The organism is Ottowia sp. oral taxon 894 (genome assembly GCF_001262075.1).
Classification (GTDB): domain Bacteria; phylum Pseudomonadota; class Gammaproteobacteria; order Burkholderiales; family Burkholderiaceae_C; genus Ottowia; species Ottowia massiliensis.
The window spans coordinates 2433851-2447542 of record NZ_CP012073.1 but is presented as its reverse complement, the minus strand read 5'-3'; the positions used below and the strand labels follow the sequence as shown (position 1 = coordinate 2447542).

The following is a 13692-nucleotide window of genomic DNA, read 5'->3' as shown; positions in this document are numbered from 1 at the left end:
ACAGGAGCTGATCCATGCCATACGATAACCTGAAAGAGAAATTCAACGACGTCAAGCGGCAGCACAATATCATGGCCCTGGTGGGCAACGGCTTCGACATCCAGGCATTATCCGATTTCGGAGCGCCCTCTGATACGCGGTACGAATCCTTCTTTCATTATCTGAAGTATCGCAGATTCAGCCCGGACAACCATATATTTCAGGAAATGGAGCTTCTCCTCTCGGAAGGGAAAACAAACTGGTGCGATGTCGAATTCGCCATCGAATCCCTGCTGACCTGCGGGGAAACCAGCCCCGAGAAACTGTCTGAAGACCTGGGAAAAATACAACGGGAATTCGCGAATTTTCTCAACCAGGTTGTCACCCCTGATATTCTCACGAACCTGGGCGAATCATCCATGAAGAATAAATGGGCCATCACAAGCCTCATGGAATTTCTGGGAGACATCAGAAACGCAACAGACTTCGGAAGAATACGCTTCCCGAGGCGGCTGGATCATTGCCATGCCATCAACTTTCAATTCATCAATTTCAACTTCACAACCCTTCTGGACGATTTCATCTACCTCGACCAGAAGCAATTTGATCCGCATCCTTATGAGCATTCCGACAGGAATGCGACTTTTTATGCCAATCCCCGTAAGCACGAGACATATTCCTATCGCCCAAAAGGGCACAGGGAAAACACCCATGATGCATGGTTTAAGATTTATCTTGCCTGCAATATCGTGCATCCGCATGGAATTCTGTACACGCCAAGGTCGCTTCTTTTCGGAATAGACGAAACGACAGGGCCTGCGGAACGGTTTTCCAAACCTTATTGGTCCCAGAATGAATTGCGATACAAGGATCTCTTCCCTGAAACCGATTTGTTCATCATTTTCGGGTGTTCGCTCGGGCATACGGACCGGTGGTGGTGGAAGTCCATTGCCGATGCCCTTTTGAAGGAAGCGGAAGATCAAGAAAAGCCCGAATTGCTTCTTTACTGGCGAAAAGGAAGCAAAGAGGCCCAATTGACCGCAGATGAGCTTCGATGGAGATTTGCAAAAGCAGCCGGCCTTGCCTTTGATCAGAAGGTGCAAAAAATGCTCGCAAGCCAAATACACGTTGTTTTGTATGATGATTCAATAAGAGATCGCGTCTGGCTGAATACGCGCGCATTTGAATTCAATCAAACAGCTCATTTTTACGCTACTGCCAAGCCAGATGACGCCGCGCAAAAAGCTGGCGCCGTGCCAAGCCCACGCGTTTTGCCGCCTCCACCTTTCTGGCCACCCAAGGCATCGTGAGTCAGGCTCACCAGAAAGGCGGAGCGCGCTCCAGACGAAAAGAAGCAGCGGCCAGCGGCCTCTCGGCACTGGATTTTCACGCTCTATTTCTGCTCCTTGTTTGATAGCAATAGGTCCTAGTCAAACGGGCGCAGAAGCCGATTTTTTACCCTCATATTCGCTCCTGTTTTAGATGCTCTTGAATCAGGCCGTCCTATCCACCTCTGCCTTCCATTGCTGCCCATGCGCCCTGCCCTTTGCTCTTTTCTGAAAAAGCGCCCTGCCCTGGCGCTGCTTTGCCTGCTGGCCGGCCCGGCCCTGGCGGCTGGCGCGGCAGGCAGCGCACCGCCCGCGCCATCGCAACCCGAAGCCAGCGACCGCCACGCCAGCGGCGCGGCGCTGATTGGCGGCGCTGAGCACGCGCGCGCCCTGATGGAAGCGGCCAACGCCGCCTTCATGCAGCAGCACCCGGGCGTGCGGCTGGCGTTTGACGGCAAGGGCACCAGCAGCGCCGTGCCGCTGCTGATGCATGGCCGCGTTCTGCTGGCCGTGATGGGGCGGGCCATGAACGACATCGAGCGCGTGCCCTGGCGCAAGACCGTGGGGGCAGAGCCGCTGGCCGTGCGCGTGGCGCATGCCGCCTTGCGCCCTGCCGGGGGCCTGGCCACCCATCTGGCCGTTTACGTGCATGCCGGCAATCCGCTGCCCGCATTGAGCGTGGAGCAGCTGGCGCGCATGCTGTCCACGGGCCACCCGCTGGGCGATTTTTCGCACTGGAGCCAGCTGGGGCTGACGGGGCCGCAGGGCCAGCAGCGCATTGCCGTTTGCGCCACGCCCGAATACACGGGCTTTGGCGACTGGCTGCAAAAGCACGTGCTGCAAGGCCGCCCGCTGGCCGCCTACACGCAGCAGCGCAGCAACAGCGCCGCGCTGCTGGAATGCGTGGCGCAAAACGCAGGCGGCGTGGCCGTGGCCGCGCTGGGCATGCAGCGCGAAGGCGTGCGCGCCGTGCCGCTGCTGGGTCTGACCAGCGGCCAGCCGCTGCAAGGCACGGCGCAAGAGGTGACCGCGCAAGACTGGCCGCTGGCGCGCCCCCTGCTGGTTTACGCGCGGCGGCTGCCCGGCCAGGCCGCCGATCCGCTGGCGCGCGACTATCTGCGCTTTCTGCTCTCGCCCCAGGGGCAGGCGCTGGTGGCGGCGCGCTCTGGTGGCTACCTGCCGCTCACGCCCGAGCAGGCGCAGGCCGAATTGCGCAAGCTGGACGAAGCCGCGCCCGCCGCCCCAAAGGGCGATTGATGCCGCGCCCGGCCACGCCCCTTCTGCTTTCGGATTTCGCGGATTCCGCGCTTTTCCCCAATCTCTCCGGTTCAACCCATGCCCGCCTGCCCACACCCTTTACGCCTGGCCTGCCCTCTTCTGGCTTGCTGCCTGCTGGCCGCTTGCGCCACTTCCACGCCCGTCAGCCCGCCACCGGCGGACAACGGCGCGCCCGCCTACGCGCCCCGGCCCGTCAGCGTGCCCGCGCAAGCCGGCTATGTGCTGCCCGACGGGCGCGTTCACATCATCGGCAACGACGGCATGCAGGCGCTGATTGACGCGCTCAACGCCGCCTTCAGCCGCCACCACCCGAACGTGCGCTTTGCCGCCACCTTGCAAGGCTCATCCACCGGCATGCCCGCACTGGCGGCAAACGCCACGCTGCTGGCGCCCATGACGCGCGACATGTGGCCCGGCGACCGCGCCGCCTGGCGGCAGTTGCAAAGATCACAAGGAGCGCAAGGCTCGCAAGAGCCGCTGGCCGTGCGCATCGGCTACAGCGGCTACGGCCCGCGCCCGCCGCACAAAACGCCGCCCGCCGTTTACGTCAACGCCAGCAACCCGCTGGCCGGGCTGGACATGGCGCAAGTGGCCCGCATCTTCACCGACGGCCAGCCCGGCGGCGACCTCAACACCTGGGGCCAGCTGGGCCTGACGCAGCCCGGCTGGGCCAGCCGCCGCATCCACGCCTACGGCCTGCGCGATGACGGCGGCTTTGCCACCGGCGTGCGCACGGCCCGCCTGGGCGGGCTGCCCTTTTCCGTCAAATACGAACCGCTGCCCTCGCGGCAAGACGTGATTCGCGCCGTCTCGCAAGACCCCTACGGCATCGGCCTGATCGGCTGGATGAACGCCAGCGCCGTGGCCGCCAACGTGCGGCCGCTGCCCCTGGCCGCCCAGCCCGGCCAGCCCTTTTACGGCCCCGATCTGCCATCCGTGCGCCAGGGGCGCTACCCGCTCTCGCACCACGTGCAGTTCTACGCGCGCCAGCCGCTGGACGAACTCGCGCGCCAATACCTGCTGTTCGCCCTCTCCAGCGAAGGCCAGGCCATCGTCGCCAGCCAGCAAGGCAGCCCCGAAGGCTACGTGCCCCTGAGCGCAGACGACCTGGCCGCCGAACGGCGCAAATTGCTGGCGGCGCCCTAAGAAGCTGTTTGTCTTCTGACTACAAGAATCTGCCGGCCTGAACAGCGCTTCAAGCCCCGCCACGCAGCCAGATCAACAAGGCCAGATGATCACGCCCCTTCGCTTCCGCATCAATCATTTTTCATAGCAAATAAATAGGGGTGAAAAAACAGCGCTTGCGCTCATTTCACTAGGACATAGCGCTATTAAACAAGGAGCAAATAAAGCCAGCAGGCGGCCTTTCTGCTCCCCGCAAAAGGCCTGCCTCGTCACTGAGCCTCTTCCAGCGCCTGCCGCTGCTTTTGCATCTCTTGCATGGCCTGCTCGTACTGCTGGCGCACCTGCTGCTGAATCTGCTGCGCCTGCTGCCGCGCGTTGCCCGCCGGCTGGCTGGCAGCGGGCGCGCCGGGCACAGCCACGGGCTGCGTCAGCACCTGGGCAGAGCGGCCTGCCAGTTTGGCCACGATGAACAAGGCAATAAGAAGGCCAATCAGGCCAAAGGCAATGCGCATGGAAGAAATCGCCGTGAGAAACCAAGCCTAAAACAACCTGCGCGATGCGCATGTCGTGTTTTTTTGGACAGCCTTGGAGATTCTATTGTTGTCTATCTGTTGCGTAATGTTTTGAATTGCCCGCAACAACCTGCTTTGCACGTCAGGAGTGCCCATGTTCGTCTGTCACGACCCGCTCTCTTGCACCACGCTGGCCTTTCTGGGCGATGACTGGCAGGCCGCCCAACGGCGTACGCCGCCGATCAAGGCCATTCTGCGGCAGTGGTGGCTCGCCGTTTGTCTGCTGGTCAGCGAACAACGCACCCAAGGCGGACTACAACTGTCAGTCGATGGGGCAAATCAGGCCGACTGCGTCATGGTCTGCGCCGCAGGCTCGGGCGCAGCTTCCTCGCTGGCTGGCGTCTGGGGCGGTTCAGAGCCAGGTTCAGGTTCAGGTTCAGGTTCAGGTTCAGGTTCAGGTTCAGGTTCGAGTTCAGGTTCGAGTTCGGGTTCGGGTTCAAGCTCCACCGGGCTGGCAAGCAGGCGCACCTGCCTGAAAAACTCATCCAGTGTCATGCAAAAGCAGGTGCGGTCGTGGCGATGGATGCCGAAAACGATTGCGGAAGCCGCGCCGCACTCCCCCGGCTTTTTCATGGGCATGAGGATTTCAACGTAGTTGATGAAAGCGGGCAGGCCGACGCCGTTTTCCAGAAAAGCCGCCTTGCTGCCCCGCTGCGCCAAGGGCGTGGGCCAGTAGGGAGCGGAACCCAGGCACAAGCGGCCCTGGGCGTTTTGCTTGCCATAGACCACGCGATGAAAGTGGCTCTGAAGCTCACCCGCGCGCTCCATGTCTTCAATGACGTTGAGGGAAACGCCGTAGTCGTAGAAGCGCTCTTTTTCGGCTTCAAGAGCAGCCTTGTCTTTCCTGAATTCGATGAGCAGCCATTTGTACGCACCCGAGTGCAGGGCGGGGCTGGTTTGCCGGGGCGGCTCATCGCCCGCCTGCAAGGTGATGACGCCCAGCGGCGCAAGGAAATTGACGTCCCACTTGCGGCAGGCTTGCTGGAGAAAGGCGTATTCGACGGTTTTTTCCCACCAGGCGAGGGCGGCGGCTGGGATGGCGGGCATGGCTGGCTCCTTGGGGGCAATGGGTTGAACGAAAGCGGGCACTTGTGTTTTCAGAAACCTGTTCAGAGTCTGGCTGCAAGAGGGGCGCAGACCGCCCGAATCCACACTTTTGTCTCCGTGGACGAACACTTTGAACAGGCTCTTACAGACAAGGCGCGAGGGAGCGATTATTCACGCAGCTCATCCGTCAGCCCGCATTCATCGCACCAAATCACAGTTTGCGCTGCGATGTAACCGATCTGGCAGGCCTGAAGGTAGAGGGCCTAGCCTTCGCGCAAGGTGTGCGGGCCGTCACGCCCAGAAGGGGCCGCCAGCGCGCCACGGACATCGCCAGTGAGAGCCTGTTCAAAGAATCTGGCCGCGAAGGCAAAAGAGCAAATCGGCATGGGCTGCAAGGCGCAAAACAAATAAACCTCGTGCGGGCCTTGAAAGCGCCCGGCCTTTCCATCAACACCACTGGCAGCAGCCGTGCGATCAGACGCGCCGCCAGTTTGGCGCAGGCGGAGCTATGGCAGCGACCAAGAATGGCAAGGCGGAAAGGCAGCAGACACATCAAAATCATCATCTATGGCGGAAAGGATTTCTGGATTCCCGGATTTTTATTTCTGTGTCCCTCAAAAGAACTCGAAAATGATCCTTGGCATCTTTTGCCCCCGGTGACAAATAGATTCCATCCAAATGTTCAACGACGGACCCATCGCATTCCACATATATGGTTTTCAACTTGTAGTCGGACCGAATTTTTTCGTCTTTCCAGCCGGTAACATATATCATTCGGCACTCCTGCTCCTCCTGATAGGCGGCATGTTTGACCAAATATTGCAATTTCAATAATCCAATCCGCATGAACTTATTGACAGATTCTTTCGCATTTGCGCCGTCCTCATAGATTTCGTCAATCAGACGCACAAGCTTTTCCATCAAATCACGAATACCATTTTCCTTTCGCTCTATGATTTTGGAATAATTTTCCCATCGAGCTTCGGCCATTTCTCGGATTGAATCCAGATTTTCCGAATTCATACTGTTGGCGCATTCTTGATAAAAAGTCGCCTTATCGCGGCGCGCCAATGACAGATAGCCTGTCTCCGGGTCAATATATATACATCTGTACAGGTTGTATTTTATTGGTTTATCTGCATTTGCTTTGTCGCCTCTTGTGTTCATTGAAAACTCTAGTATTTTCGGAATCTCATTTGCTTCGTCATCTTCATCTTTCAACTTGTGATCTTGATCATCCACACGCACAGGATTATTAATATGCATGGCACGGTTGTCTCGACCAAAGAAATCGCTCAAAAAAACCAAGCTCACGCCTGACGCCTCCTGATTATTTTCCTTTCCATAAAGGCGGAATTGGTTCAAGCTATCGTGATTGAATGTAAAGCAACCAACGAACGTTGCGTAAGGTTCATTGTCAATGAAGATATCTGAAGCCAGCTTGCAACATTTTCCCAAATATTGCCCCAAGACAACACCCTCCTTAGGGTCGTTCACATTGCCAACAGAACCAAGCCGAAATGCAGAAGGTGAACCCGTTTGTGGTTTGCCAATTAATTTAAAAGCAGTCTCGCAACGGCTATAATGAGCAAATTTATATTCATAACCATGGTATTCGGCAAATTCGAAATCTTCCAATTTGATATCCTCAGAGCCAGCCTCCTTGAAATTCTCCAAACTTGCATCGAGCACATCATTATCATAACAATTCATATTTTGCGCGCAAAGTAATTTATCTTCAATTTTATCTATGATTCCTAAAAATTCAATTAAATTCCATTTAATTCCCTCCACTTTTTCCGGCCCAATTTTTCCCAGAAGCCTAGCCAATTCCAAAAAACATGTCGAGTCATGGTAAGAAACGTTCTCTTGATTTTTAAATAAATCCTCGGCCTTAGTGAAATTATTATTTATCAAATGCATTTTGCCTGTTGCCAACTGATTTGCATGATGAAGAAAAGCTTCATCCTTATCAAATTGAGGCATGAAACTTATTATATTTTCAATTAAACCATTTACTTTCTGCCTTAATGACTCATCTTTCCAAACCTCCCTCTTTGCAAGAAACTCTACAAGAATATATTTAACAGCAGCACAAATATCTGAGTCACCTTTCGCTGCATTAAGCACATCTTCGCAACACTGCACTGCTTCTTTGTACAATCCATTGTCTTCAAATATTGCCACAATATATAATTTGTCAAAGATATCGGCATCATTTTCTTTACTGATCTTTTGCAATATCTTGATGGCCTTACTCTTTTGATTGGACCGAAAGTACAAGAAACCTAGATTCATTCTGGCGCTACGATACAGTATATGATCTGTATTCGAAACACTCTTAAAGACTTTGATGGCCTGCATTCCCAATCCCTTTTGCAAGCACAACGAACCGAGCCGATTTCTAGCATCATCAAAGAGCCATTGGCTATCGCCTGAAACTTGCAGCAATAGTCCCACCGCCTCTTGTGTCTGATTTAATTTAATATATGCATTAGCCAATACTATTCGCACCGCATCATAAAATTTACAATCGTGCTCTTTAATAGAACGGAATATATCAACTGCATCTTTCCATCTTTCTATAGAAAAATAAGAGCAGCCCAATTTAAATTGAATCTCTTCCACTTCTTCTTTGGATATACCGGAACAGTGATTTTCAAGAATCCACTCCGAAGCCTTTATTACTTCAATCCACTGCTCGTTTCTAATATATATACCAATCAAATAACGCTGCGCCCGAAGATATTGCGCATTATCGCATTGAGTTATGCGTTCAAACTTATTTTTCGCTTCCTCGAATTTTTTCTCCTTCATCAGCTCAATCCCCCGCTGAAGGATTTCATCTGCACTAATTTTTTTCATCATCATTCTCCAATTCAATGATCAGACATAATTGAGATATTACCTTGCATTTCACGCATCCCATCAGAATTTCTTTGTGATTCCCAACTGCCGAGAAATACTTGGCAGTTGCTTCACTGCGGTAGTGCGCACTTGGCTGCCACAAAGGAAGCCCTGTGTTCGTCTTTGCGGCGAACAGTGCAGTTTTTCAAATCCAAATTGCCCGTGTGTTCTTGCCGGCATGCAGGCGCTGGGCATGGGCAGAAAACGCAGGAGCAGTGGCGGCGGACGGTTCAGCCGCCCATGCAGCGGCAGGCTTGCGGGTGGGCATAAGGGATAGAGTGGGCGGCGCTATGCAAACCATAGCTGTCCGCGCTGATTTCACTAGGACTTGCGGCCGATTTGCTTCCAAGGCAAAAGCCCGTGCAAGGCAGTGGCTGGGCGCGCGCATGCCTTCGCTGAACGGCTGGACAAAGCCTTTGCACAGAAGGGAAAACCCTATTGTTTTCAAGGCCGGAAAACAGGCTGCCTCTCCTACACTCAAAACACCGTTCGGACGCACTCAACGGTTGGCTTGACCAGCCTGCCGGAAGGCGCTCCCGGTTTCCCTTTTATTTGTTTAACTATCACGAGGCACCCGGATATGAATACCCAGGCGTTTACCCCCGAAGCAACCCAGGCCCGCATTCAGCACGAAGGCTTGCGCAGCAAGATCATGACGGCCGAGCAGGCGGCGGAGCTGATCCAGCCAGGCTTCAATGTGGGCATGAGCGGCTTTACCGGCTCAGGCTATCCCAAGGCGGTGCCCCTGGCGCTGGCCGCGCGCATGGAAGCGGCGCACGCGGCGGGCAAGCCGTTTCGCGTGGGCCTGTGGACGGGCGCTTCCACCGCGCCGGAGCTGGACGGCGCGCTGGCCAAGGCCGAAGGCATCAGCATGCGGCTGCCCTATCAGTCTGACCCCACGGTGCGCAACCAGATCAACGCGGGGGGCATGTTCTATTCAGACATGCACCTGTCGCACGTGGCGCCCATGGCCTGGGCCGGCTTTTTTGGCCGCCTGAACGTGGCCGTGATTGAAGTGGCAGGCATCCTGCCCGATGGCCGCCTGATTCCCACCACGTCTGTCGGCAACAACAAAACCTGGCTGGACATTGCCGACCACGTGATTCTGGAAGTGAACCACTGGCAGAGCACGGGCCTGGAAGGCATGCACGACATCTACTACGGCACGCGCCTGCCCCCGCACCGCCAGCCCATCATGCTGACCGCGCCGCATGACCGCATTGGCGAGCCGTACCTGCACTGCGATCCGGAAAAAATCATCGCCATCGTGCAGACCGACGCGCACGACCGCAATTCGCCCTTCTCGCCGCCCGATGAAAACTCGCGCCTCATTGCGCAGCACATGATCGACTTCTTCCAGCACGAAGTGAAGGCGGGCCGCCTGCCCGCCAACTTGCTGCCGCTGCAATCGGGCGTGGGCAACATCGCCAATGCCGTGCTGGCGGGCCTGAACGAAAGCCCCTTCAACAACATGACCGCCTACACCGAGGTGCTGCAAGACGGCATGCTGGAGATGATCAAGTCCGGCAAGCTCACCTTCGCCTCGGCCACGGCGCTGTCGCTCAGCCCCGAGGCCACGCAGTACTTCACCACGCACCTGGACGAATTCCGTGGCCGCGTTTTGCTGCGCCCGCAAGAGATCAGCAACCACCCGGAGCTGATCCGCCGCATGGGCATGCTCGCCATGAACGCCATGATCGAAGCCGACATCTACGGCAACGTGAACAGCACGCACCTCATGGGCAGCACCGTCATGAACGGCATTGGCGGCTCGGGCGACTTTGCCCGCAACGCCTACATCTCCTTCTTCATGTCGCCCTCCACGGCCAAGGGCGGCGCCATCTCGTGCATCGTGCCCATGGTCTCGCACACCGACCACACCGAGCACGACGTGCAAGTCATCGTCACCGAGCAGGGCCTGGCCGATCTGCGCGGCCTGGCGCCCGTGCCGCGCGCGCGCCGCGTGATTGAAAAATGCGCCCACCCCGACTACCGCGACGCGCTCACCGACTACCTGGACCGCGCCCTGGCTGGCGGCGCGCCCGGCAAACACACGCCGCACCTGCTGCAAGAGTCGCTCTCGTGGCACCAGCGCTTTGTGCAAACGGGCGACATGCGCAAAAAAGGCTGAAGCGCCGCGCGAAACACGGCGGCCAGCGCACCATCCGCCCGCTGGCCGCTTTCGCTCCTTTTCCAATAGCATGATCTCCCCGTAAACAAAGCGACAAGACGCTTTTCAAGCGCCCTGAATTTGCTCCTCTTTTTTGACCGAAAACCGCCTTTGGGCGGTTTTTCCGTATCCGCCCTGCCCTGCCATGAACACCCAGCCCGATCGCCAATACATCCGCGTCCTCACCATCGCCGGCTCTGACAGCGGCGGCGGCGCGGGCATCCAGGCCGATCTCAAAACCTTCGCCGCGCTGGGCTGCTACGGCATGAGCGCGCTCACGGCGCTGACGGCGCAAAACACCTGCGGCGTCACGGCCATCCACGCCGCGCCCACGGCCATCCTCACCGCGCAAATTGATGCCGTCGTCAGCGACATCGGCGCGCACGCCACCAAAGTCGGCATGCTGCACTCCGTGGAAACCGTGCAGGCCGTGGCCGCCGCCATCCGCCAGCACGCGCTGGCGCACGTGGTGCTCGATCCCGTCATGGTCTCCAACGCCGGCTCGCCGCTGATTGAGCCGCCCGCCGTGGCGGCCCTGGTGCGCGAGCTGTTCCCGCTGGCCGAAGTCATCACCCCCAACCTGGACGAAGCCGCCATGCTGCTGGGCCGCCCCGTGGCGGACGCGCCCGCCGACGTGCCCGCCATGCACGCGGCAGGCCAGGCCCTGCTGGCCCTGGGCGCTAAGGCCGTGCTGCTCAAAGGCGGGCATCTGGGCGCAAACGAAGCCGTGCACGACCTGCTTTTCACCGCCAGCGGCCAGCCGCCCCTGCTCATCAGCCACCCGCGCGTTGCCACGCGCAACCTGCACGGCGCGGGCTGCACCCTGTCATCGGCCATCGCGGCCTTTCTGGCCCAGGGCCAGCCGCTGGCAGAAGCCGTGCAGGCCGGCTGCGATTTCGTGCACCAGGCCATTGCCGCTGGCGCAGCCGTGCGCACAGGGCACGGCAATGGCCCGCTGAACCACGGCGCCGCGCCGCTGCCCATGCGCACGCTGGCGCTTTAAAAGACCGTCCTAAAAAATCATTCCCAAAGTCTGGTCTTACGCCAAATACAAGTCATTTTGCTCATTTCAGCAAAATGTTTGGCCAGCACATGCCACTGCATACCGCTCATGTCATTTGGGTACATGAGGGAATTTGGCTATTCAGCCCGATTTGGGGATCGTTTTTTGGTGCAATGAGCGCGAGAGCCATTTTTTGCCGCCTGAATTTGCTTCTGTTTTTGAGGCTTCAGACAGGCGGCCCCGGCCGGGGGCCTGATCGGCCAGGTCAAGAACAGGTTCTGAAAGCGCGGCCTTGCTCCTTGGCCGCGCGGGCCGCCCGTCTTTACTTCTTGAGCGCCGCCACGGCGGCTTCGGCGGTGAGCAGCTGGAAGGTGAAGACTTCTTCCAGATACAGGCGCACGGCGCTTTCGGTGTGGCTGAGGTAGCCGATGGAGACATCGCGCGCCAGGTGCAGGGAGAAGTCGCCCCCGCGCGTGGAAACCAGATAGGCGCCTTCGATGGCGGGCGCCCACACGATGTTGTCCATGCCGCCCACCAGGCGCTGGATGTGGTTGAGCACGGGGTAGCCCTGCTCGTTGGCTTCTTGCAAGGCGGTGTAGGTGTCGGCGCCGAGCACGGCGGTGTAGGGGCCATCCACGCCCGCGAGCTTGAGCTGCTTGAGCGCGGCAGCGGTGGTGTCGGGGAACTGGGCGGCTTGCGCGGGCAGCGCGAGCACGGGGTTGGAGCTGCCTTCGCTGATGCCGGTGATGCCCGCTGCCTTGTAGCCCAGGAAGATGGCGCGGTCTTCGGCGTAGGCCAGTTGTTCGGCGGCGTCTTTGGCGGGCTGCCAGTCGGAGTCTTGCGAGCCGCGCTCCACGTCGTCGATGGCTTCGCGCGAGAGTTCAAAGGGCACGCGCAGCTCGATCATGGGCATGACCTGGCGCTGGCGGGCGATGACGCCTTCTTGCGGCGATTTGAGCGCGGCCAGGTGGCCGGTGCCCACGGCCGGGCACTGCGCGCCGGATTCGGGCTGGATGACGTCCACCACGCGGCGGCCCGCCAGGTTGCGGCGGAAGGTGCGGGCGACTTCTTCTTCAATCTGCGCCCAGGCGGCGCTGGAGATGGGGGCGAGTTCGCGGTGAAGGTTGTTCATGGCATGGGTTCCTTTGGGTGGAGTGAATGGGAAAAGGCGGGGCGGCTTCAGCCGCGTTTCCGGGCGGGCGGCGGCTCTTGCGGCTGGCCTTTGAGCGAGCCGATGGCGAGCGCGCCGCTGGCGGCGGTATCGGCGGTATCGGCGGCATCAGCAGGCGCTGCGGCGGCGTCACCGGCGCTGGCTTCATCTGCCAGCGGGTTGCCTTCGGCCAGGGCTTCCAGCAGGGGTTCGGAGGGCACGAAAAAGAGCGTGCCAGTCACGGCGGTGCTGTAGTCGAGCAGGCGGTCGTAGTTGCCTTCGGGGCGGCCAATGAACATGTTGGTCAGCATCAGCTCGGTCACGGCCGGGTTGCGCGCGTAGCCGATGAAGTAGGTGCCGTATTCGCCGCGCGAGGGCGTGGCAAAGGGCAGGTTGCCGCGCAGGATGGCCATTTCGTTGCCGTCATCGCCCTCCACCACGTTCAGCGCCACGTGCGAATTGGCGGGCTTGACTTCGTCGGGCAGCTCGATGTCGTCGGCCTTGGTGCGGCCCATCACGCGCTCCTGCTCTTCGGTCGTCAGGGCATTCCACGCCTTCATGTCGTGCAGGTATTTCTGCACGATGACGTAGCTGCCGCCGGCAAAGTCCGGGTCTTCTTCGCCGATGACGGTGGCCTCGAAGGCTTCCTGCCCTTCGGGGTTTTCGGTGCCGTCCACAAAGCCCACCATCGAGCGCGCGCATGGCCTGCATGACCAGCTCCTGGCACATGTCCACCGTGTCGGCGCGCACGTGCAAAAGCAAGTCGCCGGGCGTGGCGGGGGCGTGCTTGGCGCCGCGCAGTTCCTTGAAGGGGTGCAAATGCGCGGGGCGGGGGCTGCCGAAGATGCGGTCCCAGGCGTCGGAGCCGATGCCCACCACCAGATTGAGCTGACGCGCTTCGTCGCGGTGGCCCACGCTGCGGCGCAGGCCGGCGGCGTTGCCGAAAAAGGCGCGCACGGCGTTTTCGGCTTCTTCGCCGGGGGCGATGTTCAGCACGACATAGTGCGCTGCGCCGCCCGCGCCGGCCGTGACGGCCTGGGGCTGGGGAATGGAAAAGGAAGAAGAGGAAAAGGAAGAAGAGGCGTGGGATGCGTCAGGTGTGTTCATGGCGGGATGATGTGGCCGCCGGGGCC

The 13692-nt window shown here is 58.9% G+C and carries 9 protein-coding genes and 1 pseudogene; 5 read left to right on the top strand and 5 right to left on the bottom strand.

The genetic code is table 11. The annotated features are described in order from the left end of the window. Positions 1–14: 14 nt before the first annotated feature. From ADJ79_RS10740 to ADJ79_RS10730, 3 genes are all read left to right on the top strand, one after another. The gene (locus tag ADJ79_RS10740; protein ID WP_050715955.1) at positions 15–1289 is read left to right on the top strand and encodes an AbiH family protein; all 1275 of its coding nucleotides are present in this window, start codon (positions 15–17) and stop codon (positions 1287–1289) included. A 222-nt stretch (positions 1290–1511) separates the two neighbouring features. Next, positions 1512–2564, top strand: coding sequence for a PstS family phosphate ABC transporter substrate-binding protein (locus ADJ79_RS10735; RefSeq protein ID WP_146006795.1), 1053 nt, complete (start codon positions 1512–1514; stop codon positions 2562–2564). 78 nt (positions 2565–2642) lie between these two features. After that, a complete protein-coding gene (locus tag ADJ79_RS10730) occupies positions 2643–3731 on the top strand; it encodes a PstS family phosphate ABC transporter substrate-binding protein (protein WP_050715953.1) in 1089 nt (362 codons plus the stop codon). 248 nt (positions 3732–3979) lie between these two features. Here the strand turns inward: ADJ79_RS10730 and ADJ79_RS10725 are convergent, their stop codons facing one another. From ADJ79_RS10725 to ADJ79_RS14470, 3 genes are all read right to left on the bottom strand, one after another. After that, positions 3980–4222 carry a hypothetical protein gene (locus ADJ79_RS10725; RefSeq protein ID WP_050715952.1) on the bottom strand — a complete coding sequence of 81 codons (243 nt, stop codon included), beginning with the start codon at positions 4220–4222 and terminating at the stop codon, positions 3980–3982. Between the two features lie 339 nt (positions 4223–4561). After that, positions 4562–5329, bottom strand: coding sequence for a hypothetical protein (locus ADJ79_RS15245; RefSeq protein ID WP_050715951.1), 768 nt, complete (start codon positions 5327–5329; stop codon positions 4562–4564). A 561-nt stretch (positions 5330–5890) separates the two neighbouring features. Further along, entirely contained in the window at positions 5891–8200 is a 2310-nt protein-coding gene (locus tag ADJ79_RS14470) for a lipopolysaccharide assembly protein LapB (RefSeq protein WP_156304152.1), read from the bottom strand. A 616-nt stretch (positions 8201–8816) separates the two neighbouring features. On the opposite strand from ADJ79_RS14470, the gene ADJ79_RS10710 reads away from it, so the two are divergent. Together ADJ79_RS10710 and thiD are read left to right on the top strand one after the other, a co-directional pair. Further along, the gene (locus ADJ79_RS10710) at positions 8817–10367 is read left to right on the top strand and encodes an acetyl-CoA hydrolase/transferase family protein (RefSeq protein WP_050715949.1); all 1551 of its coding nucleotides are present in this window, start codon (positions 8817–8819) and stop codon (positions 10365–10367) included. A gap of 184 nt (positions 10368–10551) precedes the next feature. Further along, positions 10552–11409: a bifunctional hydroxymethylpyrimidine kinase/phosphomethylpyrimidine kinase gene (gene thiD / locus ADJ79_RS10705; RefSeq protein ID WP_050715948.1), complete on the top strand. Its 858-nt coding sequence runs from the start codon at positions 10552–10554 to the stop codon at positions 11407–11409. 322 nt (positions 11410–11731) lie between these two features. Here thiD and ADJ79_RS10700 read toward each other — a convergent pair whose 3' ends face one another. Together ADJ79_RS10700 and ADJ79_RS10695 are read right to left on the bottom strand one after the other, a co-directional pair. After that, positions 11732–12541, bottom strand: coding sequence for a family 1 encapsulin nanocompartment shell protein (locus ADJ79_RS10700; RefSeq protein WP_050715947.1), 810 nt, complete (start codon positions 12539–12541; stop codon positions 11732–11734). Positions 12542–12588: 47 nt separating this feature from the next. Beyond that, positions 12589–13609, bottom strand: a pseudogene (locus tag ADJ79_RS10695) (Dyp-type peroxidase). Between the last annotated feature and the right edge of the window lie 83 nt (positions 13610–13692).